Genomic DNA, 23,195 nt, shown 5'->3' with positions numbered 1-23,195 from the left:
CCCCTGCAAATCCCCCTCGCCCTGCCCCACCGTCAACACCATCTCTCGCCGCTCTGTCATAGGCCGATTAGCAGAAAAATCCGACATATCAATACTCCTCAAATTCATAACTGATGTTACGCAGGTCTGGGGTTTTTGCTAAGCGGGGTGGAACGGTGCCGAAGCATCTGTTCCACTCCGCTTAGCAGGAGATTTAGGGTAAGTGCTCTCCGCGATGGATGGCATCCAGTCCGGGAGCTTCAACGGGTCGCCTGATAGTTTGTCAAGTTGCCCGCGGGTATGCCCCCATAATCCTCCACCCGTTTGTTGTCCCGGTCACTCTCGTGATGCGGAGGCGTGTAGGTTAACATCACATCTTGAGCCGTGAAGGTCGCCCCTGCTTGACCCGTCCAACTCAGGTCTATTGTCACCGTGTTTTTGTTATTGGCGAGGTAATTTTCTCTTTGAGAACGGACGCCTTCGATGGTTATCGCACCCTGCACACCCTGTATCGAGACCGCATAGGCGTCAGAGGGGACCTCTGTGACCGGGTTCAGTTTCTCGTTGTAGATCAAATTTAGTTCCCCGGTATAAGAGCCTGCGCTTATCTCCTCTGTTTCCAGCCTCATTCCTATTAGCGTTGGGGGTGTTCGGTCTGGTGGTAGAAAATTTGGCAGTGATGTGTTACGAATCGTTTCCCATTCCGTGCGAAGGGCTTTGAGCCAATCCGGGATGGCGCCGAGCCGCAGTTCGAGTTGTGCGTCGAAAAGCGATTCTGGCGCAACCGCACTGCCCTGGGATTCGTTAAGCTGGACAGTGTTTTCATCAATGGTGGCTGGATTGCCGTGCAATCCGATGATGATGGGTTTTATCACGACGCGGCCAGTCCCATTCCAAAAATTGTAATTTGGCGTACCTTCTCCCTGATGAAAATTATAGGCCACAAAATGTCCGAGGTGATGAGGGCAATTCCGTGAGCAGACACCGCTGCTGCCACTCAGGTTGCCTCCCTTGGCGCGATCAAACAGGGTAGCAATAGGTTCTCCGCTTTTTTGAGCGTGAAAATCAAGTGACGCGGGATAATCATAACGATAATACACGTTTCCAGAGCGTGGTCCCTGTATATTTGGACCGTGTTGATGTCCTGCCAGGTCTTCTGAAAGACCGATCCACGAGTGGTCCGTGCTCCCCAAGAAAGCAAAATGACCCTTATTTCCCGCCAGTGTGACGTGATAAACCGACATGGCTGATCCATTAATGCCCAGTGCAATACTGGTGTTGATAAACGAGACGCGCCGAACCCAGGAATTGACACAGCCACTGAATTGGAGCATATACCAGCTATAATCGTGAATATAATTCTTATGATGGACAAAATCACCTGTCCACGATCCATGAAAACTGATGTCTTCAACGCCAACTTCCTCAAGGAACTTGTATTCGTGTACCTTCCAATTATAGTTGCTGTTGACATTGGCGTGCAGGGGCTCATGAAAGCGCATCCGGTTGTTTTGGATTTCAGCAATGCGGTGCTTTTCATCCACGACAGCCCCCCTTTCACCACTAATTGCCCAATTGGAACGTGGTGTGAACCCGCCCATAAAATCAGCGACTGCCGCCTTGTCTTCCAGCTTCAGTGTAACCCAATCACCCACTTTAAACTTGGAAGCATCTGCGACTGTGATCCAAAAGGTTTCGCGGGTAGCATTTTCTGTGACAGAGATGCTCTTCATCGGATTGCCCCTATACCTGAACCGAAACATGGCAGGCCAACCCCCACCAGAGTAGTTTTCGTACATGCTATTCACCTGCCGGATGACTGTGCCTCCGGCTCGGCTGCCGCTTCCTCTGAGAACGATATTGCTGTTGCGAATCACGATGGGTATGAACTTACCGTCTGCAGTTGTATCCGCATCGGTATTGACGAGAAATTCACCTGCTGGAAATGAGATAATGCCACCCCCCGTGTCCTTGTTATTGTCATTGGCCTCTGCGTCGGCAATAGCAGCCATAATGGCGGCCTGGTCAGACTGTCCATCATTGGGGATGGCACCATATTTTGGATTTGTGACATCGTATTCGGTAAGCTGGAGATTCAGATCCTCTTCACTCGGAACGGGTTTGCTGAAGTGGTGATAGCCCGCGTAGGAAAAATCGGGTAGGATAGGTTCTGTTCCATTCTCTTTGGCCTCCACAAATTGTCGATAGGTACTCGAGGTCTGTGGGGAACGGACACTGATCCTCACCGCGATGCTGTCGGTGCCTCCATGACCATCGCGTACGTTCACCATCACCGAGTAAACGCGCCTGATTTCGTAATCGTAAGAGACCCCTTCCCGTGTCAGAAGTTGACCGTTGTCTGGGATAATTGTGAAGGCACTCGCATCCGGTCCTCTCAAGCTGTATGTGAGGACGTGATTATCGGCATCGGTGGCAGAAATAGGTTTGCCGATAGGCGTGTCTGCCGAGGTGTTCTCATCCACTGAGCGTATAACAGGAGACGCGAAGGAGAATACCGGCACCTGATTTACCGCTTTGCCAAAGCTACTGGCAAAGATCAGAAAATCGTCAAATCCAATCGCGCCATCGCCAGTTAGATCGTATCTTACCTCATACTTCTTTTGCCCCTCCTGAGATCCAAACGCCCCTACAAAAAGCAAAAAGTCGGGAAAATCGACAATCCCACTCCCGTCAAAGTCGGGGGAAGGTTCCGCAGCGAGAGATAAGGGATGACTCAACAGAGCGATGAGTATAATAGCAAAACTCAAAGCATATGTTGATCGCACGCGAAGTAGCCTGGACATGTTGAACTTTCCACAAAAGGCAGTCGTCAATCTTTTGACGGCGTAAACCTTTATAACTGAGCACTGACCTTATGCACCTTCAAATTCGCATATTCGCCAATCAAAGGCGCCATCTGCCGAAAACCGATCTTGCCACCGCCCAGCAAAGGCCCATACGTCTGACCATCATCAACCCAGTGGAAAATCTTCAAATCGCGAATATAAAAAACAACCTCAGCACCGCATTTGATCAGCGTAATCGGGTATGGCGGTCTGGCATCGACAACAGAAGGCAGGGGATCAGCTCCCTGACTGACCATGTGAAAACCATAACTCTTGCGCAAATTGCAAACCTGAAAAGCGCGTTCTTTGAGTGCCTTTCGCCGAAAATAAGACACGTGCAACGCATTGATATCGCTGCTGTGATACTGCTTGTATTCGCCAGCCCGAGGCACCAATGACGAATCAAATATATCTTCACCGCCTCGTCCCAAAGCAGAAAAAAACAGAATGCACAACCCCGGCTCGCGCACCGGCCAAAAATCCCATGTCACGGCAATATCTGTTGGAAAATCTTCAGGACACCAGAAAACAAAATTCGCCGCCTGTCCCTCCCCTGGGTCGCGACGGTTCTCCATTCGCATGCGACCATTTGGAAAGGTCACTTCGGCATCCCCCTCCAGCCGAAACCCTTCGATATCTGACGCGGAAGACAGCGGATTGTCATAAAGCAATTCGCCAAATTCAAAATTATCCATAACACCTCTCCTGATGCGTTGACGTATCGGGTTCTTCGCCGCATGGACAGCCTGTCTCAAAAACAGCGGCGCACCGCCAAAAGATACTGAAAACAACGCCATCTTGCTGCATTTTATGAACGCCCTGCGAGTCCATTCCATCATCTTAGTCTCCCTCCCTAAAAAACAAAAAGCTCTGGCAAAACACCAGAGCTTTTCTGTTCCAGCGGCATCAACCCCGGTTTCAGCATATCCATATCAAGGACGTTCAATACCCAATCTTTTCATTCGGCTGTACAGGGTAGAAGGCGGCAATTCCAGCCGAGCCGCCGCGCCTTTTGTTCCCTTTACCTTCCAATTAGTAATTTCGAGCACTTCGAGAATATAGAGACGTTCAAATTCATCCAAAGGCACGATTTCGCGGTCTTGAGAATCCGATAAGGAAGTCCACACCAGGTCCAGAGCAGCGCCTTTGATTCGCGAACGATACGATCCAAGATCCTCCAATTCGATCCGAGCCCCCTGGCACACGGTTACTGCTCGCTGCATCGCATGCTCCAGTTCCCGCACATTTCCAGGCCAATCGTAGGCTTGAAACTCCTCTATAACCTCTGTCGTCAAGGGACCTATCTCCTTGCCGATATGAGCCGCCATGCGAGCCTTGAAAAATTCAGCCAGATCCGGTATATCATCCTTGCGCTCGCGCAGAGGTGGCAAATACAGCGGAAAGCCATAGATGCGATAATAGAGGTCCTCGCGAAAAGCACCTGTGCTGGCCATCTCCTCCAGGTTGCGATTGGTCGATGCTACAATGCGCGTCTGCGCTTTTAGTGTCTCGCTACCCCCAACGCGCTCAAACGTTCCCTCTTCCAGCAAGCGCAATAGCCTGGCCTGCGTTTCCAGAGTCATATCCCCAATCTCATCCAAAAAGAGCGTGCCATCTTTGGCCAGTTCCACCTTGCCCAACCTGCGAGAAACTGCGCTGGCAAAAGCTCCTTTTTCGTGACCAAAAAGTTCACTATCGATCAGCGTTTCAGGCAGTGCACCACAGTTGACCTGTATAAAAGGCCCATCGCTATGGGCACTTTGTCCGTGTAATACCCGTGCAGCCAATCCCTTACCCACACCCGTCTCACCCAGAATCAGCACAGTCAGATCAGTGGATGCCACCTCCATCAGTTTGGTTTGAAACTGTTGCAAAACCTCGCTCTGACCAACAAACTCGTTGCTTCCCTGGCTATTGAGTGCCGCTGTCAGAGCTTCAATACGCAAGTCTGGTTCTATTGAAATTTGCACCTGTGCTATCTCTGAGTAATTGAGGTCGCGATCTACAGCCCTGACCTGAAAGGTGTAATCGCCCGGTGGCAAATCCCGGTAATGCGCCCTCATTTCTCGGGTCGCTGGCTGCCAGTCGGAATCGTGTCCCTTCAGGCGATAAATGTAAAGCATGTCGCTGGAACGAGTAGAAAAGCTCAGGCCCTTGTACTCGAAAATCACATTCTGCTCTGTGATAGATAGGATGCCTTCTTCTATGTTCTCATGGACCTTATCGGTAATCACCTGCAGTAGGCAAATCCGGGGCGGGGTTTTTTGTTGCCTATAGCGCACCAGAGAATTTTGGACTGTCCCGAACCAAAAGACTCCATCACGATCTTCGAGTATTTGAAGAACAGGTCCTATATGCGGTGAATTGATGGTCTGGAAAAGTTGACCATCGTAGTGAGCCACGCCCCCGTCTGTGCCAATCCAGATGTGGCCTCGCTGATCTTCTAACAAGCAGCGGATGCGGTTGCTCGGCAAACCGTCTTCAGTGGTGAAGGTGTGGAAGGTGCTACCATCAAAGCGACTGAGACCGCTTTGGGTAGCAATCCATACGTTCCCATGCAGGTCTTCCAGCAGGTCCTCGACTTTGTCATCTATCAGCCCATCTTCAATCCCATAAAATTTAAGCCCATCTTCGGAATGCCAGCGCGCAAAACCCTTATCTTTGTCGAAAAAATTTGGGTAATGAATAAAAAAATAAAACTCGCCATTACGCCCGGCAATCACCGTGCCGATGCGGCCGAAAGGATCTCTCTGTACATTAACCTCAAGAATAGTTTGTAACTGATCGTCTCGCTGGTAAAAGAGCCTCAATGGGCTACCCCAAAAGTCTCTTTTTCTTGTTATTTTTTCGTTTCCCCAATCGCCAAAAAGAAATCTCCCTTGCGAATCCTGGGCAATTGCACAAATACCACTTTCGCCTAAACCTGCAGTTGTTTGCATTTTTTTGAGCTTATCTCCATCATAGCGGAACAAGCCATTGCCACCTCCAAACCACAGGTCCCCGGCGGAGTCCGCGTAGATGGCGAAACAGTTGTTGATATCAAAACCATCCTCAGTGCCTACGAATTCAAAGTGCTCGCCATCAAAGCGAAAAACGCTTTTCTCCACACGGTTGAGAAAGGGAGCTATATACCCGACCCATATATCTCCTCGCCTGTCTTGCACGATCTGTGAAATCTCAACCATATTGTTGTTTTCAAAAACTGCCGCATTGTGATCAAAAACACTGATACTATGTGCATCGTAAAGCCCGACGCCCCCCCAGGTAGCAAACCAGACCTGATGCTCGCGGTCCGGGAACACAGCTTTGACTGCGGGATGGGGCAAGCCATCGGCAACGGTAAACCTGCTAAACCCATCTCCATCCTGATAGAACACCCCATCTGAAGTGCAAAACCACATCCGCCCTTTCCTGTCGCACTGAATTTTGCGCAGGCTGTCACCCAAATCTACCTCAACAGATTGGAAGGTGCCATCGGCATAGTAACAGAGTTTATCCTGGTATCTACGATGACCGATCCAAACATAGCCGGTAGAGTCCTGCGCCACAGCATAGGCCGTGTTGCCTTTCGGAAAACCATCTTTCTTCTCATAGCGATGAAAGGATGTACCGTCGAAACGGACGAGGTAGTTAAATCCAAACCACATCTGACCTTGTGGATCCTGAGCAATACCCCGACACTGACTGGGCCAGAGAGGAGAAGGCGGCTCCTCGTAATGCTGAAGGTAGGTCGGAATTAAATCGCGGAACACAGTGCCATCATAATATCCCAGAGTCCTGTGACCGCCACACCATATACGCCCCTCCCTGTCTTCGTAGATGAACTGCACAGCACGCCCTGCGATCCCATCGTCCTCCAAATGGTGGAAATCTGCTCCGTCATACCAGCAGACCCCATTTAGTGTACCAAACCACAATCGCTTCTGACTGTCCTGTAAAATAAAATAAACGCGGTCGCTAATCAGACCATCCTGTCGCGTAAAATTCTGGAACTCGTCCCCGTCGAAGCGACTAACACCGTTGTCCCAGGTGGCGAACCAGAGATAGCCCTGGCTATCCTCGGCGATGTGTTCAATGCGCATCCCAGCCAGGCCATCTGCCATAGAATAAGTCCGCCAGGTACCCGTGCGGTCGAGTGAATTAATCATAAAAAATAGACCTTGCGATATTGGTAAAAGAAAACCGGATAGATTCAACTCTTTCAAGACAGACCAAACTCTTTTGCTGCAAAAAAATTTTGTGTAATATATGTGCTAATGTGTATTTATTCAAGCAATTAGTATGTTATAAGATATTATTTTTTATGGGGTATAATGGATCGCGCACCGCCTACATTTATATCCATCGTCATATCTCCTTTGCCACATCGGCAACTGCTTCAATCGTCGCATCAATCACGTCATCTGTATGCGCTGTCGATAAAAACCACGCGCCTCGCTCCAACGCGCGCACGCCTTTGTAATGAAGTGCCTCTGTAAATTTGATATACCGCTCGCGACCTGCTTGAAGCGAACTCCGATAATCGACAACCGGAGCATCAACACCAAAGCCCACGTGAAAAATCTGCGGAAAACCCGCGACCCTGGCTTGAAGACCGGCATCTCTTAGCGCGTGCGCAATACCTTCCATAAGCCTATTGCCCCGCGCATTGAGCACGTCAAACGTCTCTTTTTTGCCCAACTCGGTCAGCGTAGCGATCACCGCGGCCATAGAAGCGGGTTGCGCGTTATAAGTACCTCCATGCATCACACCCGCGACGAGCATATCCATCAAATCGCTCCGCCCGGCCAAACACGAAACTGGAAACCCATTGGCTATTGCCTTGCCAAAGGTCGCCAGATCGGGCGTCACCCCAAAGTATTGCTGCGCGCCGCCAGGCGCCACGCGAAACCCCGTAATCACCTCGTCAAAAATGAGCACCGTTCCCGTATCGGTACACACCTCTCGAAGCCCTTCCAAATAGCCCTCAGCGGGAAAAATTGTGCTGGTATTGCACATCGCAGGCTCCATAATAACAGCCGCGACATCCCCGCGTTCCAGACGCGAACTCAGAAGCTCCAGATTATTCCAGGGAAGCACCTCAGTGTGCTGGCCTACCAGCAGGTCTTGCCCTGCACTGGCGGGAATGGGAATGGGCGCATCAACCGGACCATACTGCTCGGACGGGGGCGCGACAGACCACAGCACATTGTCAAACCAGCCGTGATAATGTCCCTCAAATTTGATCACACAAAATCGTCCTGTAGCCGCACGTGCCAGGCGCAAAGCCGCCTGCACCACTTCACTACCCGTGCAGTTAAAGCGCACCCGCTCCGCGCAGGGCACCATATCGCAAACCATCCTGGCTGCCTCTTGCTCTACTGCTGTTTGTCCGGCAAAAAGAATGCCCGACTCGAGCTGTTCTCGAACAGCAGACAATACGGGTTCTGGATTGTGCCCGAGAATCATCGGCCCCATGCCCAGATAATAATCGATCAAACGATTGCCATCTACATCGTAGAGATATGGCCCTTCGCCGCGTTCAAAAACCAGAGGCGAGGGAACTATCCCCAGCCGAAAATTGCTGTTCACACCGCCCGGCAAATAGCGCGAGGCTTCGGCGATCAAACGCCTGGATTTTTCAAAAGATTTCATGTAATCCCCGAACCTTTATAGCGATCAACTCATCCTGTTCATCCTTCAATCCTGAACCCCCTGATCGCTTTCATCCTGTTCATCCTTCAATCCTGAAAGTCCTGATCCGAGTTCCATAAATCGCACACGTGAGGAAACATCTTCGAGAAGGGCGCGGTTGGTGGCGATGAGATCGGCGACAATACCGGTGAGAAACATCTGAAATCCAGCGAGCAGAAGGATAGCGGCGAGGATAAGCGATTGAATGTGAAGCTCGCCTTCGTCGGTAAAAAAGAAAAAATAGAGAAACCGGAGACCAATTAACGTGCCAAAAGCGAAAACAACAGCACCAAAAATAGAAAATATGCGGAGTGCTTTGTAGCGTGCGTAAGTCCTCAAACTGATCATGCCCGACTTAAAAACAAATACACCTGGATTTTTGAAAAGACGCGATTCGCGTGTTTTGGGATTCGTGCGAATGGGCACAGTTTCAACAGCGAGACGGTCTTGACCTGCTTGAACAACATGCTCGGCAGTGTGATCAAAATCCGTAAACATCGACAGATGCAGGACCGCATCTCGTGAAAAGGCGCGGAAACCACTGGCGACATCGGGCACCTCAATATGGGCGAGGCGACTGATGACGCGACTGCCCAAACCCTGTAGCCATCGTTTAACAAAAGAAAAGTGGCCGATATCACCTGTCTGTCGATCTCCAATCACAATATGAGCGCGCTTTTTGAGAATGGGCTGAACGAGCGCGACAATATCAGGACCGTAGTACTGGTTATCGCCATCGGTATTGACAATAATATCGGCACCGAGTTTGAGGCCAGTGTCAAAACCCGCTTTGAATGCATGACCCAGACCGCGATTTTTAGGGAATCTGATAATATGATCCACGCCGAGGTCGCGCGCGACCTCAGACGTGCGATCCGTAGAACCATCGTCAATGACCAGAATCTCGACTTTGTCAATACCGGGAACTTTGCGCGGAATATCGTTAACCGTAGCGGGCAGGGTTTCTTCTTCGTTGAAGCAGGGGATTTGGACAATCAGTTTCATTTTAGTCGCCAAAAATAGCAGCCGATGCGGCTTCGGCCTTTTTCATTTTTTCTTCATCGGATAAATCGCCCATCGCTTTGTAAAAAATTTCATCGTAATCGCGCGTTTTAATAACCACGGGCATAGGTACCGCATGACCAAATACAAGAGCTTGCTGTTTGGAATCGAGACTCGCCAGAACACTTCGCAAGCCAGCGGCATTGGACACCCCTGTGAGCACTCCCTGTATGTCTTTTTCGTCATTTAGCAAAGCCGTGATTTTTGTGCCGAGTTGTGAAAGTACCTCTTCGTCAATACCCGAGGGACGCTGGTCAACCACGAGGAGCGAAACGTAATATTTACGCATTTCCCTGGCAATCGTACCAAAAATGGTTTGCCTTGCAGTCGCGGGATTTAGAAACTTGTGGGCCTCTTCAATGGTGATAACCAGGTGCCTCGGCTGATCTTCGGGATTTTGCGAGGCGTAAAATTTTTCGCTTTTTGTGACGTATTGTTCGTGAATGCGGCGAGAGAGAATATTCGCCACGAGCAAATACGCGAGCATGCCGGTCTGCCGACCAAACTCGAGCACAATGTGAATGCCGCGGTCGATGTAATCCATCATCGTATCGACGGCATCGGCTCCGTTGAGGCTATTGACCATAAAGGGAAAGTTTTCAAGGCGTTTGAGTTTGCGATGTAGCGCGGAAAGCGAACTTTTATTGGCGCCCATATCCTCGGCAAATTGCTCGACATCGGGACCATCAATAGAAAGCAATTGGCGCAGCCAGCGATCTTTGTACATCGCGTAAACGAGATAGGCAGATTCAGAAGCCGTGGGATTGAGCTGCAGTTCGTCTTGCAACGCGATAACATCTTCGACCGCGACCTGATCGTAGGTGATGTACACCTCGTGGTCGGGTTGAATACCGCGCTGCCGAGACGATTCGGGATCGAGAGAAAAAAGGGCGACCTGATTCCCAAAAAGCTGCTTGAGACCCTTGACAAAGCTATTGCCCTGCCCGCCTTCTTTCATAGCGCGAAAACCGTATTCGTTGTGCATATCAAAAATGAGATTGACGGCTTTCTTGTTTTTGATCAGACCGCACAATACCAGACGCGTGAGAAAGGACTTACCCGTACCCGTTTTGCCAAAAATGCCATTGCTGCGCTCGACAAAGCGATTGAGATTAATGCACACCGGCGTATCCATATCCAATGGCGTACCCATGTTGAAAAACCGGTCGTCTTTTTCCTCGCTGCCAAAAACGCGCGATACATCCTCTTCTTCAGCTTCAACAACTTTGGAAAAATGACTGGGAATAGTTTTCACCGGACGCGGTTCATCGACGATTTCTTCGCCCTGTTCCAGCATAAGCATGGGGCGCAGTGCAACTGTGACATAGGTGCTGGAACCATTGAGAACGCTGTGCAATAACTGATCGCTCTCGCGCGGTGGATAAAGCAAAATTTCGGGATTGGTCGCATCCAAACTCAGGTCGGTGATCATGGAGAAAAACTGATTTTTATACCCCTCAATAACCACAAATTTGCCAGCTTTGACGTCTTCTACGCTGCGGTCGGGGTTGAGCTTCATCTCAACGCCCTCGGTCAAAGACCCCTGTGTGACAACACCGATTTCGCCGCCATCCTGAATATTGGGCGAACCATTTAGATTATTCCAAAGATCGTTCATAAAAGATAGCTTTCATCCGTTCTTACACTCTTCAAACTTATTGCGAAATCCGCCGCATAATAGAACTCAGGCGGTCGTAGTCGTCGCGGATCAGGCGACACAGGTCTTTGCCAATGCCCACCAAATAGGGCATATCTAAAGCACGAGCTGCCCACGCATTTCGCACCGAGGCGATGATGAGATCGTCGGCGGGCAGGCGGTTGCCACATAAAATGCTGCGGAGAAAATCCCCGCTATTGGTCAGGGCTTTGATTTCGGATTCGGTACAGGGAAAAACAAAGCTGTGAATCCCGGGCGGTTGCGGTGGCAAGACCTGTTGCGGGCCCTGGTCGTCGCCATAGCCAATAATAACAGCTTCAAATTCAGTTTTGAGAAGTTCAAAAATTTGCGGTTGCTCTTCGCGCAATTCTTGTTCCGTAAGCCCATAAGCTGTGGCGCGTCGATTGGGTTCAATAGAGTGCGTACACACATTGAAAACCAGGCCATATACAGGCAATGCACCAAGCGTCTTGACAAAGGACCCAAATGGCGGTGCGCCATTGAGTTCTCGACTTTCAGAAGTAAATTGCGAAGTAGAGCTTTCTACAATTTCGCCAATATATTCAGTACTTATATCAAGTTCCGCGAGTGACATGTGGGACCTCTATCGTGAAAGAGCGTACCAGTCTGACATTGTAATTTCGCGTTCGAGAATCGCTTCAATTTCTCGGATCATGAACCGCAATTGCGGAACAGAGTATTCAGAATTGGACGGAATGGACAATCGATGATTTTGATAGATCATAAATTGGTGACGTGTACCCGAATAGGGACCATCAAATCCAAGTTTGCGAAGACGACGAATAAAATCGCGACGTTTACACGGTGTCCAACGATTCATGCATGGGCACCTTGTTTAAGTCAATATCATTAATTACAGGAAGTCTATGTCCAAGTTTAATACCCACAAAAATCCAATCTTCGAGTATAGAATGAAGTTCTGATTCACAATCGCGAAGCGAATTGGCAAATGCTACCACACCCTTGCATACGGGAATACGTCCACCAAATGTACCGTCTTCCAGTTTGTCATATTCGGCCTGTGCCATGAGATCGTTAATATAATCCGTGAGGATAAATTGAGTCGCCATAATGATACCCTCGCTATACTGCTGCAGCCATTTTTTTGAGTTGTTTGAGCGACTGTTCGGTTTTGATATTATTTTTTACAAAAGCGTCTTTTAAGAACTTAAAAAATATATCGCGGTCGGCTCCGCGCACAATGGCGCGTTCGTGGGATTCGGATAAGACGACGGGATATCCGCGCCCCTTATCGATCTGATCGACAACCGTGGCGTGTACGAGATCGAGCAACTCGCGGTCTTTAGCAACCCATTCGGGGATTTCGACGCGACCAATTTCCCAACCCGTGTGTACGTAAAAAAAGCAAATGCGGTGGGGACCGTAGTCCTCGAGAATTTTAGACGCGCTGCGATAAACGCCACTGCGCTCGCCGCGTTTGAGTTTGCGGGCATACAGCATATCGTCGGTAACGCCGGCAATGGGTTCACAGGGAATGGGCGCAGGCGGTTCAGAATCCCCATCAAGATCGAGAAGATGCTGCGCCTCGGCTGCTTTCCACGGGCACTTGTCGCAGTTGGGGGGCTGTTCGGGACAGAGGCCCACGCGCAAGGCATTGAGCACATCGGCACTGCCGGGATCTGAAATGTACCCGGCAATGGGAACGCGAAGTTCGCGCAGACGCTCCAAACCGACGAGCGTGGCCTGAAGCGTTTCGCGGCGGAAATCGTAGGGTTTACCTTCGAGCATCCACAAAATCAGCGTTCCATCGGTCAGCCCGACACAGGTTCGGCCCTCTGCGTGCGCCTGGGCAGAGAGGGAGACGACCTTTTCGAGTTCCATGGCATTTCGCCGCACGCCAACGATTTCGCGGGTGATTGGACTGCGCTTGCCCGCCCATTCCTGATAGAGGTCGTCTTCATCGTAAAAAAGCGTTGGTTCGCTGTTTAATACCGAGCGTTCTCCCGTGCCGTAATGAATGACGACATAGCCAATATTGATCAAAAAACAATTGGCGACTTCGTGCCGGTCGGGGAATATCTGAGATCCATCGGCGGCAATAACGGTGAGTTCTTTGGGACGGTCGGGTCTTGGACACGCCTCGGTAATCGGCCCGCCGAGTTGGGCAACCAGCCAGGAGGTGCGGCTACGCGCAATTTTAATACCCAGGGTTTCCCAGGCATCTTCCCAGCGATCCATTTCGGAACACGCCAGATCAATACGGGTAAAAAAGTCGTCTTGCAAAGTACTGGCATCAACCGCCATCTGGTCAATCTGGCGTTTGAGCAAACCGTAATCGAGCATAAGAGGCTCCAGTGAGGTGGCTCTTTACTATACGATTGATTCATAAAAGAATTGCCGACCGCCTCCGGGCACACTACCATCGCGCACGCGACACACAAGGCCCATTTTTTGAAGGGCATTGAGCCGGTTACAGGCTATATTGATATTTTTTTTCAACGCGTGGGCAAACTCGGAAGACGTACCTTTTTTTCGAGACAGGACAATGTCAAGGGCTTCTCGAATGGGCGTTTTGAGCACACCGAGCACGTGAATATCGCCTTCGTCATCTTTGAAAAGTGCGGCCAGATCGCGCAATCTGAGCACGGCCTCGAAGGTCTCGCGCACGGAATCATTGGCGTTTTGGATAAAGGTAAAGCGATTGCCAAGCTCCCCGCTGCCAATACGCATAAGGAGTTTGCAGAGCAACTCGTCGGCGCATGAGATATCAATAAACGAGACATTGGCAAAGTCGAGGGGCGTAACCGCATCGTCATCGGCCATTTGCATAAATGCCATAAGCTGATTGAGCAGGGCTTCGCCTCGATCGCGCCCACTCAGAATACCCGTAGGCGTCTCAAAAACGAAAGGGAGGGTTTGTTCAGGCATCTTCATCGTCCCTTAAAATTCGGTTGAAATTCGATTTGTGGGGATTGGGGGAACGATGGGGAAGAAGGTTTAATTGAATTCAGTTAAGTTGTTGGGAAATTAGGCGTTCTAAAATAATATGTCAAGTATTTTCTTCACTTGGTGCAGTACTTGCAAATACGACGTGTGTGAGATATATTTCTTTAAGAACACACAAAAACACACTGAGCACCTCATAAAGGTTTGAATGTGAACCCTCCAGCATCCAAAGATCAAATGCCCGTTTGGCGCGGCGATGGCGTGATTTTGCAAGTCAATGAAATTTTCTATTCCATAGAAGGCGAAGGCCTGCGCGTGGGACAACCCACAACATTTGTCAGACTTGCGCGTTGTAATTTGCGCTGTTTTTTTTGCGATACGGAATTTGATTATTTTGAGGAAATGACCATTACTCAAATTGTCGATGAGGTCAGGCGTCATCCGGCAAAGTGGGTGTGTTTAACCGGAGGAGAGCCGCTGGGACAAAATATCACGCCGCTGTGCAGGAAACTCGTCAGCGCGGGTTTTAGGTTGCATATCGAGACAAATGGAACGATTGATCCAGATCCTGTTTTGTGCAATCTAATCGAACACTGGACCGTATCGCCCAAACGGCAAAAAATTGCCGATGGTCTGACACATATCACCGAACTCAAATACGTGGTGGGCAAAACGTTTTGCGAAAATACGGTCGATGAAAACCGCGCAAAATATATTTATTTACAGCCCGAATCGAGCAAACCCCAATACATTCACAAGGCATTGAAAATTTTGTCGCGACATCCCAACTGGCGCTTGTCGTGTCGCATTCACAAAATGTTGCAATTGCCATAGGGAGACAGATACATGATCAAACTGGGTATGATCGGATGCGGCGGCATGGGGGGTGCCCACATGCGGCGGTTTCACACACTGAGCGATCGCGTCACATTAGCCGCTGCTGTCGATGTTGTTCCAGAACGTGCAGAAGCAGTCGCGCAGCAATTTCCGGGAGCCTGTGTAGCGACAGATTATCGCGAGATTTTAGACTCGGTAGATGCCGTACTGCTCGCCCTACCCCACCATTTGCACTTTTCCGTGGGACAGGCGTGCCTCAATGCTGGCGTTCATGTCCTGCTCGAAAAACCCATGGCCAATTACGAAGTCGCCTGCAAAGAGCTGATTGAAGCATCTGAAACCTCGGGCAAAGTGCTGATGATTGCGTATTGCATGCGCTTTCATCCAATTGTACAGCGTTTGAAAGCATTGCTGGATGAAGGCGCGTACGGCGATGTATTTCAAGTGTCGATCTGGACCGAACAACTCACCCGGTATCCCCCCGATCACTGGGCTTCGAGCAAAGAGCGATTGGGCGGAGGGCAGTTGTTTAGCCATGGCTGTCATTATATCGATTTGTTGCTCTGGTTTTTGGGGCGCCCCGTGCAGGGCATTCACATGGGCACAAATTTTGGTACGCCGTGGATGGAGCGAGAAGGCACGAGCAATGTGACGATGGAATTTGAAAATGGCCGACTGGGCTATCACTTTGGCACCTGGGGCGCGCGAGGCACCCGGCTGCGGTACTCAATCCACGCGCATTGCACAGAAGGTTTGCTCGATGCCAATCTCTCAGGTGGCAAGCTCGTACACATCGTACGCGGTCAAGAAAAAATTTTATCTGAAGCAGAGCCGGGCAAACACACGGAAAACGAGATGGCCCATTTTCTCGATTGCATTGAAACCGGGCAAACACCGCTGACAGATGGCAAAAGCAGCTTGCAGGGATTGCGCGTGATCTGGCGACTATATGAAGCCGAACAAGCAGGGCATATTGCAGATTTGACGGGATTGGGTTTGGATGAGGCCTAATAAGTTTCGAAAATTCAATGAATTGAGGTTATGATTCTATCTCTGCAATTGGGGAATTTCCGCTTGACACTCCGATACTCTTATTATAGATTTGTTAAACTTTGACAGGTTTCTATCTTTTAATCTCATTGCTGAGGGATGTTTGCGGGCGAAACTGCTCACCGAACGGTTCCACGATTTCACATTTCGCGTGCCGGCAATTTCCGAGCGCGATTTTTTTTATGGCAGAAAACCACTCCATAACCATTACACTTCCCGACGGTTCGACCAAAGAAATTGATCGCGGTACAACCGTGCTACAAGTAGCCGAATCCATTGGCTCCGGTCTTGCCCGCGCCGCTCTGGCCGGGCGGGTTGATGGTCGGGCTGTAGATTTGAGTTACCCGGTTGCTTCAGATGCTGCGGTTGAGATCTTAACTTTTTCGGATGACGAAGGCAAAGAGGTTTACTGGCATAGCACAGCGCATGTAATGGCACAAGCTGTACAGGATTTGTTTCCCACTGCCAAAGTAACCATCGGTCCGCCTATTGAAAACGGATTCTATTACGATTTTGATGTCGATCGGCCCTTTACACCCGATGAACTGGAAAAAATTGAAGCGCGAATGCTGGAAATTGCCAGAGAAGACCAGCCCTTTTCTCGCGAGGAAATCTCGCGCGATGAGGCTTCTGGGCGCTTTCAGGATTTGGGTGAGTCCTACAAACTCGAGCTTTTAGACGGCATTGCGCCCGATGAGACCGTGAGCATCTACAAGAATACCAGGTGGTTTGATCTGTGTCGGGGGCCACACTTACCGTCAACAGGGCGCATTAAGGCCATCAAGTTGTTAAACGCATCCGGGGCTTATTGGCGGGGCGATGAAAACAACAAAATGCTGCAGCGCATCTACGGCATCTCGTTTCCCGGCAAAAAAGAATTGCAGGCATATCTCGATAAACTCGAAGAAGCCAAACGTCGAGACCACCGCACTTTGGGCGTACAGTTAGACCTGTATTCAGTAAATGACAATGTAGGTCCAGGCCTGGTGCTCTGGCACCCTAAGGGCATGCGCATCCGGCACGAGATTGAATCATTCTGGCACAGTGCTCATTTCGACGGTGGATATGAACTCGTTGGCTCCCCTCATATTGGGCGATCCAGCCTGTGGAACACAAGCGGACATCTGGATTTTTTCCGCGAAAATATGTACTCGCCGATGGATGTCGATGGACAGGAATATTTTGCCAAACCCATGAACTGTCCATTTCACAGCATGATTTACAAAAGCCGTCGTCGGAGTTATCGCGAGTTGCCATTGCGCTGGGCAGAAATGGGAACGGTTTACCGGTATGAACCGGCGGGAGTACTGCACGGGCTTTTGCGAGCGCGCGGATTTACACAGGATGACGCGCATATCTTTTGCCGCCCAGACCAGGTCGAAAGTGAAATTAAACAGACCATAGATTTTACGCTGTTTATTCTGCGGTCATTTGGTCTTGAAGATTTTAAGATCGATATTTCCACACGACCCGAAAAAGCCGTAGGCGACCCTCGCGACTGGGATATGGCGACAAATGCCTTGAAAGCTGCGATAGATGCACAGGGTTTAAAATATGGCATTGACGAAGGTGGCGGCGCATTTTACGGACCCAAAATTGACGTGCAAATTAGAGATGCACTGGGACGTGAATGGCAGTGTTCGACAATTCAGTTTGACTTCAACCTGCCCGAGCGATTCGATCTGACTTTTGCCGGGCAAGATGGCAAGATGCACCGCCCCTATATGGTACATCGCGCGCTTTTGGGGTCAATGGAACGGTTCTTTGGCACACTCATTGAGCATTATGCCGGTAATTTCCCCGTGTGGTTGGCGCCTGTGCAGGCCGTTATTCTACCTGTATCGGATCGTTTTATCGACTATGCACAGCAAGTTGCCAAACTGCTTCGAGATGCTCAGGTGCGCGTTGAAATGGATGATCAGGATGCCAAACTGGGCTACAAAATTCGAGAGGCAGAAGTTCAAAAAGTGCCCTATATGCTTATTGTTGGCGCGCGGGAAGTTGAGAATGGCACAGTGTCGGTTCGCCGTCATGGACAGGGGGATTTGGGTGCGCTGAGCCTGAAAAATTTAATCGCGCGTATTCAGACAGAGGTCGAATCCAAACAATTGTCATAATTCACAACGCGTTTGTGAGTTGAGTTCTCTATATCTAAATCTGGAGGTGGTCGCAATCAATAGAGGTTCAAGAAGTCGAGATACCAGACGAGAAATCGGGCCGCGCGTGAATCGGCAGATTCGCATTCCACAGGTTCGCTTAATCGGTGAATCAGGTGCTCAAGTGGGCATTGTAGAAACGAGCAAAGCCCTGACAATGGCTCAGGGGGCCGGGCTTGATCTAGTCGAAGTTGCGCCAAATGCACGCCCACCTGTTTGCCGGATTATGGACTACGGTAAATACAGATATGAGCGGGGAAAAAAAGCCAGAAAAAATCGCCAAAGTGCCTCGCAATTAAAAGAAATTCGGATGCGTGTTCGAATCAGCGATCACGATTATCAATTTAAGATCAGGCATGCTGAGAAATTTTTGACCCAGCGCCATAAAGTGAGGCTTGTCATTGAGTTTTTTGGACGGGAAAATGCACATCGCGATATGGGCCGCGACTTATTGCAGCGCATTGAAGACGATTTGCAACATGTTGGACAGATCGAAACGCATCCCCGCGACGAAGGGCGAAAGCTCGTGATGATTGTCGCGCCAAAATCTCAGTAGTAGTCCGCTTCAACTGATCTGTGACGTTGTTAGCAAAGGAGTTTGTCGTGCCCAAAATGAAAACCCATAGCGGCGCTAAAAAGCGTTTCAAAAAGCGCAGTTCTGGCAAAATCAGCCGTCGTCAGGCCACTGCAGCGCACAACCTGACCAAAAAGACGAGCAAGCGCAAAAGAGGCCTCCGCCAAACTGTGCATGTTCACGACACTGACCAAAGCCGCGTCAATCGCCTGCTGGCGTCTTGACAGGGGTTGGTGATCACTGTTCATTGGAGATTAAAATGCCGAGAGTAACCAATAGTCCTGCGTCTCGACGCAGGAGAAAAAAAATTTTAAAACAAGCCAGAGGCTATCGAGGAGGGCGCAGCAAACTGCTTCGCACAGCCAGCAATGCTGTGGATCGCGCCTTGCAATACGCCTATCGCGACCGAAGGCAAAAGAAAAGAAACTTCAGAGCATTGTGGATTACCCGAATCAACGCAGCTGCCAGGCAACACGGATTGACTTACAGCCGATTTATGGCGGGTTTAAAGCGAGATGGCATTGATATCAACCGCAAAGTATTGGCCAATCTGGCCGTAACCGACGCCAATGCATTTGCCGCCCTGGCCGAAAGGGTTAAGCAAAACGACTGAGTATCTCATTGATCCCAAAAAGCGAAATCCGGCACCGTGTGGATTTCGCTTTTTGCATGAGGGCCAAATCCTCGTGGGGCGAGCTTGACTTTCGGATAAGATGGTGTTAAATTTCCTCTATATTCAATAGCCTTTGATTTCTTTCAAGGAGCAGATATGGATATTAACCCCTGGATAGTTAGAAATGTGAAAGAAGAAGCGGAGGAAGAAGTGGAGGACAATGCCGAGGCTACCGAAGAGACTGAAGACGCCCAAGAAGTAGAGGAAGAAGTGGATGAGGAAGTAGATCTGATGGATATTAACGCGGGAGCAGTGGCGGAGGGAGTGGATCGGCTCGTTGAAGCAATCAACAACGCCGTTGCAACAATTGAAGATTTGCGTCGTGAAAATGCCGAATTGAAGCAACAGAGTCAGGCATTGCAGTCAGATATATCGCGCCTCGAAGAAGAACGGGTGGCTCTGTGTAACGAACGAGATCGGTTGCAAGACATTTACAACGACAATATGCTTCTAATAGACAATAAGGCAGAAATCCTGGATAAGGTTGAGGCGATGTTGCAGCGCCTCAATTCCTTAAACCCCGAGAAAAATGAGTGATGTCTGGTTTGTCCGACGTGCGCGTTCAGGTATTTGGCTCAGAATATCGCATTGCCAGCGATACTGATCCCGAACATATCCGCGAGGTGGCGAGTTATATCGATCAGAAAATGCGAGAAATAGCCAGTGCTCTTGCACTGCGCAACAGATCGACAGTAGCTATATTAACGGCTGTGAATTTGGCTGATGAGCTTTTTAAGATCGAGGAAGAAAGTCGCCTGATGAATCGGATTTCACGCGAGAAAGCCGATCAACTCGCAGACTCGGTAACCTTTAGCTCACGAACGAAGTGAGTAAATCGCACACAATGCGAGTATGAGACAAGCTATCTCACGGGAGTGTGAACCCCGTCGCGTTTGTCCTTAAAAGTGAGCACAAGCGCGGTGGGGATTTCTTTTAATACCACATTGGAGAAAGTCATGGAAATCGTATCTGTGATTGCACTATCTACCGGGCTGTTGGTTCTGGGATTTGTTGTGGGATGGCTGATCAGCAGTAAAATCTCACACAAGAGATTTTACCGCACCGACGCCTCAATTGAACAAATTTTGGAAGATGCTCGAAGAGAAGCAGAAACTGAAAAACGCACCGCGCTTTTAGAAGCTAAGGATCAGATTTATCACGAGCGCGTACATGCCGAAAAAGCGCTGGAAGGCCGCAACAGTGAAGTGGCACACAAAGAAGAAGAATTAGATCGCATGTCGAGCGAGTTGAATCGACGTGCAGACCTGCTCAACCACAAAGCTGGACAAATGGAAGAATTGGAACAAAAACTGGTACAGCAGCAGGACGAATTAACCGTAAAAGAACTGGAATTGGAAGCGATTTTGGAGGCTCAAAATGCGCGATTAGAACGCATTGCGGCCCTGACACGCCAGCAGGCCAAACGCGAATTGATGGAAAATTTGGAGGCCGAAGCCCAGCGCGAAGTTGCCTGGCGCTTAAAAGAAATTCGGGAAGACGCACAAGCGCGGGCCAATGATGAAGCGAGAGAAATTATCGCAAGTGCGATTCAAAGACTGGCAGTCGATTACACGGTAGAATCAACTGTGACAGTTGTCGAGTTGCCAGCCGATGAAATGAAAGGTCGAATTATCGGACGAGAAGGGCGCAATATCCGAGCTTTTGAGATGTGTACTGGCGTGGATGTGATTGTTGACGATACCCCCAAAGCCGTCGTGCTGTCCGGATTTGATCCCATTCGCCGCGCGATTGCCAAGACAGCTTTGGAGCACCTTTTAATGGATGGACGCATTCATCCGGGCCGGATCGAAGAAGTGGTTGAAAAATCGAAAGAAAATATGCACGAATTGATTCAACAAGCGGGTGAAGAGGCCATCTTTGACATGGGAGTACCCGGCTTGCATGATCGTCTGATTGAATGTCTTGGGCGATTAAAATTTCGGACGAGCTATGGGCAAAATATGTTAAACCACAGCAAAGAGGTGGCTTTTCTATCGGGGATGATGGCCACGCATTTGGGGCTGGATGCACAACTTGCCAAGCGCGCCGGCCTACTACACGATATTGGCCAGGGAATCAGCCACGAATTTGAAGGTACACCCGGCCAAAATGGCGCTGATATGGCAAAAAAATACGGTGAAGATGACGAGGTAATCAACGCGATTGAAGCCCACCACGGCGAGGCTGACCCCATCTCGCCAATTGCAGTGCTGGTCGATGCCGCAGATACCATTTCGAGGGTTCGACCGGGCGCAAGGCGTGAGGTGTTGGAAAATTATGTGCGACGATTGGAGCATTTAGAACAAACCGCCCAAGAAATAGAGGGAGTAGACGCGGTTTACGCCATTCAAGCCGGTCAGGAAATTCGGGTAGTCGCCAACTATGGGTTAATCAGCGATGAAGACACCGAGCGATTATCTGCTCAAATTGCCGAACGACTGGAAAAAACAATGACGTATCCGGGGCATATAAAAGTGACCGTAATTCGCGAGGTGCGCGCCATCAATTTTGCGCGATAGACGAATAGACGAATAGACGAATAGACGAATAGACGAATGGTAATATATACTGATTTTGGGAGGATGGGTGGGGTTCGTATATTCGCTGATTCGTATATTCGCCAAAATGTGAGGATGCTATGGCCCAAAAATACTGGCTTGTAAAGTGCGAGTACGATGTGTGCTCTTTTGAAGAATTGAGCAATCGGCCCAGTGGGATTGGGTACTGGCGAGGGGTGCGCAATTATCAGGCGCGCAATTTTATCCGCGACGAAATGCAAAAAGGCGATCAGGCACTGTTCTATCAGTCGAATTGTAAAGATCCCGGTGTTGCTGGTATTGCCAATATTGTGCGTGCGGGATATCCCGATCCATCGCAATTCAATGCGCGTCATCAGTATTACGATGAGAAGGCATCGAAAGAAGATCCGCGCTGGTTTTCTTTTGATGTGCAATGGTCAAAAGCATTTGAGCCTTATGTTAGCCTGCAAGACCTCAAGAACAATCCCAAGCTCAAAGATATGAAGGTGGTTCAACGCGGGCAGCGGTTGTCAATTCTGCCGGTGACAAAGGAGGAGTTTGAGATTGTGTGCGAGATGGGTGGGCATTTGGCGAGATGAGAAGGCCAAAGTATAAAAAATGAAATTCTTCAAAGACTATTCGTTGCAGATAAAAGGTACATCATGCCGCGTAAAAACAGGGTTCTTAGCATAGGCGATACCGCCCCCTTATTTACCCTCTCTTCTCATCAGCGGCAAGACGTATCGCTCGTATCGCATCGGGGTAAAGAACATGTCATTCTGACGTTTTTTCGGGGGACCTGGTGAAAAAGAAGCCGTCGTCAGTTGGCGATAGTGCAAGAACATATAGATGTTTATACCGAACGCAATGCGACATCTATCGCTATCGCAGCAGGACAGCAACTCTGTGAACTGCGCGAATACGCCGAACGGAGTGGTATCACCTATCCGCTTCTGGCGGACGAAGATCGAAGTGCCATCAAAAGCTATGGGGTCTATCACTGGTTTGGTCTGGCGTTTGCTCACAATCTCATTTACAACATTTTGCGTCCAGCGGGATTTTTTATCGACAAACTCGGCTATTCGTTATATAACTGGCTCGGTCTGCCAGATCACAGCCTCGTTCACAGTATCGCCCGTCCAGCGACGTTTATTATCGATAAACTCGGCATTATTAGATATATGTATATTGGTTCAAATCAGTTTGATTTAGCCGAACAGGAAGAAATTCTCGAACGCTTG

General features: G+C 49.5%; 22 protein-coding genes. 11 read left to right on the top strand and 11 right to left on the bottom strand.

Features of this window, described 5'->3' with window-relative positions; translation table 11 throughout:
- Positions 1 to 239: 239 nt before the first annotated feature.
- From F4Y39_18730 to F4Y39_18680, 11 genes are all read right to left on the bottom strand, one after another.
- Entirely contained in the window at positions 240 to 2,783 is a 2,544-nt protein-coding gene (locus tag F4Y39_18730; GenBank protein ID MYC15765.1) for a DUF4955 domain-containing protein, read from the bottom strand.
- Positions 2,784 to 2,833: 50 nt separating this feature from the next.
- Positions 2,834 to 3,520 (bottom strand): DUF1961 family protein, encoded by a 687-nt coding sequence (locus F4Y39_18725; GenBank protein ID MYC15764.1) that lies wholly within the window; start codon positions 3,518 to 3,520, stop codon positions 2,834 to 2,836.
- Positions 3,521 to 3,757: 237 nt separating this feature from the next.
- Positions 3,758 to 6,973, bottom strand: a complete 3,216-nt coding sequence (locus tag F4Y39_18720; GenBank protein MYC15763.1) for a hypothetical protein — start codon at positions 6,971 to 6,973, stop codon at positions 3,758 to 3,760.
- Between the two features lie 199 nt (positions 6,974 to 7,172).
- Positions 7,173 to 8,459 (bottom strand): aspartate aminotransferase family protein, encoded by a 1,287-nt coding sequence (locus F4Y39_18715; GenBank protein ID MYC15762.1) that lies wholly within the window; start codon positions 8,457 to 8,459, stop codon positions 7,173 to 7,175.
- 45 nt (positions 8,460 to 8,504) lie between these two features.
- A complete protein-coding gene (locus tag F4Y39_18710; protein MYC15761.1) occupies positions 8,505 to 9,503 on the bottom strand; it encodes a glycosyltransferase family 2 protein in 999 nt (332 codons plus the stop codon).
- A 1-nt stretch (position 9,504) separates the two neighbouring features.
- Positions 9,505 to 11,178: an ATP-binding protein gene (locus F4Y39_18705; protein MYC15760.1), complete on the bottom strand. Its 1,674-nt coding sequence runs from the start codon at positions 11,176 to 11,178 to the stop codon at positions 9,505 to 9,507.
- Positions 11,179 to 11,215: 37 nt separating this feature from the next.
- Positions 11,216 to 11,812, bottom strand: coding sequence for a hypothetical protein (locus F4Y39_18700; GenBank protein MYC15759.1), 597 nt, complete (start codon positions 11,810 to 11,812; stop codon positions 11,216 to 11,218).
- A gap of 9 nt (positions 11,813 to 11,821) precedes the next feature.
- Positions 11,822 to 12,058 (bottom strand): type II toxin-antitoxin system HicA family toxin, encoded by a 237-nt coding sequence (locus F4Y39_18695; protein ID MYC15758.1) that lies wholly within the window; start codon positions 12,056 to 12,058, stop codon positions 11,822 to 11,824.
- Positions 12,036 to 12,293, bottom strand: a complete 258-nt coding sequence (locus F4Y39_18690; protein MYC15757.1) for a type II toxin-antitoxin system HicB family antitoxin — start codon at positions 12,291 to 12,293, stop codon at positions 12,036 to 12,038. The genes F4Y39_18695 and F4Y39_18690 overlap by 23 nt, the downstream gene beginning before the upstream one ends.
- Before the next feature lie 28 nt (positions 12,294 to 12,321).
- Positions 12,322 to 13,542, bottom strand: coding sequence for a DNA double-strand break repair nuclease NurA (locus F4Y39_18685; protein ID MYC15756.1), 1,221 nt, complete (start codon positions 13,540 to 13,542; stop codon positions 12,322 to 12,324).
- A gap of 27 nt (positions 13,543 to 13,569) precedes the next feature.
- Entirely contained in the window at positions 13,570 to 14,127 is a 558-nt protein-coding gene (locus tag F4Y39_18680) for a hypothetical protein (protein ID MYC15755.1), read from the bottom strand.
- Between the two features lie 255 nt (positions 14,128 to 14,382).
- On the opposite strand from F4Y39_18680, the gene F4Y39_18675 reads away from it, so the two are divergent.
- The 11 genes from F4Y39_18675 to F4Y39_18625 all read left to right on the top strand — a co-directional run.
- Positions 14,383 to 14,979 (top strand): 7-carboxy-7-deazaguanine synthase QueE, encoded by a 597-nt coding sequence (locus tag F4Y39_18675; protein MYC15754.1) that lies wholly within the window; start codon positions 14,383 to 14,385, stop codon positions 14,977 to 14,979.
- A gap of 12 nt (positions 14,980 to 14,991) precedes the next feature.
- A complete protein-coding gene (locus F4Y39_18670) occupies positions 14,992 to 15,993 on the top strand; it encodes a Gfo/Idh/MocA family oxidoreductase (protein MYC15753.1) in 1,002 nt (333 codons plus the stop codon).
- 221 nt (positions 15,994 to 16,214) lie between these two features.
- The gene (gene thrS / locus F4Y39_18665; protein ID MYC15752.1) at positions 16,215 to 18,149 is read left to right on the top strand and encodes a threonine--tRNA ligase; all 1,935 of its coding nucleotides are present in this window, start codon (positions 16,215 to 16,217) and stop codon (positions 18,147 to 18,149) included.
- 94 nt (positions 18,150 to 18,243) lie between these two features.
- Positions 18,244 to 18,744 (top strand): translation initiation factor IF-3, encoded by a 501-nt coding sequence (locus tag F4Y39_18660; GenBank protein MYC15751.1) that lies wholly within the window; start codon positions 18,244 to 18,246, stop codon positions 18,742 to 18,744.
- Positions 18,745 to 18,791: 47 nt separating this feature from the next.
- Positions 18,792 to 18,986, top strand: coding sequence for a 50S ribosomal protein L35 (gene rpmI / locus F4Y39_18655; GenBank protein ID MYC15750.1), 195 nt, complete (start codon positions 18,792 to 18,794; stop codon positions 18,984 to 18,986).
- 35 nt (positions 18,987 to 19,021) lie between these two features.
- Entirely contained in the window at positions 19,022 to 19,375 is a 354-nt protein-coding gene (rplT, locus tag F4Y39_18650) for a 50S ribosomal protein L20 (protein MYC15749.1), read from the top strand.
- A gap of 156 nt (positions 19,376 to 19,531) precedes the next feature.
- Positions 19,532 to 19,972, top strand: coding sequence for a cell division protein ZapB (zapB, locus tag F4Y39_18645; protein ID MYC15748.1), 441 nt, complete (start codon positions 19,532 to 19,534; stop codon positions 19,970 to 19,972).
- Positions 19,972 to 20,265 carry a cell division protein ZapA gene (locus F4Y39_18640; protein MYC15747.1) on the top strand — a complete coding sequence of 98 codons (294 nt, stop codon included), beginning with the start codon at positions 19,972 to 19,974 and terminating at the stop codon, positions 20,263 to 20,265. The genes zapB and F4Y39_18640 overlap by 1 nt, the downstream gene beginning before the upstream one ends.
- Positions 20,266 to 20,391: 126 nt before the next feature.
- Positions 20,392 to 21,954, top strand: a complete 1,563-nt coding sequence (rny, locus tag F4Y39_18635; protein MYC15746.1) for a ribonuclease Y — start codon at positions 20,392 to 20,394, stop codon at positions 21,952 to 21,954.
- Positions 21,955 to 22,073: 119 nt separating this feature from the next.
- Positions 22,074 to 22,553, top strand: a complete 480-nt coding sequence (locus F4Y39_18630) for an EVE domain-containing protein (protein ID MYC15745.1) — start codon at positions 22,074 to 22,076, stop codon at positions 22,551 to 22,553.
- A 225-nt stretch (positions 22,554 to 22,778) separates the two neighbouring features.
- Positions 22,779 to 23,195, top strand: a 417-nt coding sequence (locus F4Y39_18625) for a redoxin domain-containing protein (protein MYC15744.1), incomplete at its 3' end; no start/stop codon positions are given.

The organism is Gemmatimonadota bacterium (assembly GCA_009838845.1).
GTDB lineage: Bacteria > Latescibacterota > UBA2968 > UBA2968 > UBA2968 > VXRD01.
Note: the sequence above shows the minus strand (reverse complement) of the source record. Positions and strands in the feature narration are given on the sequence as shown.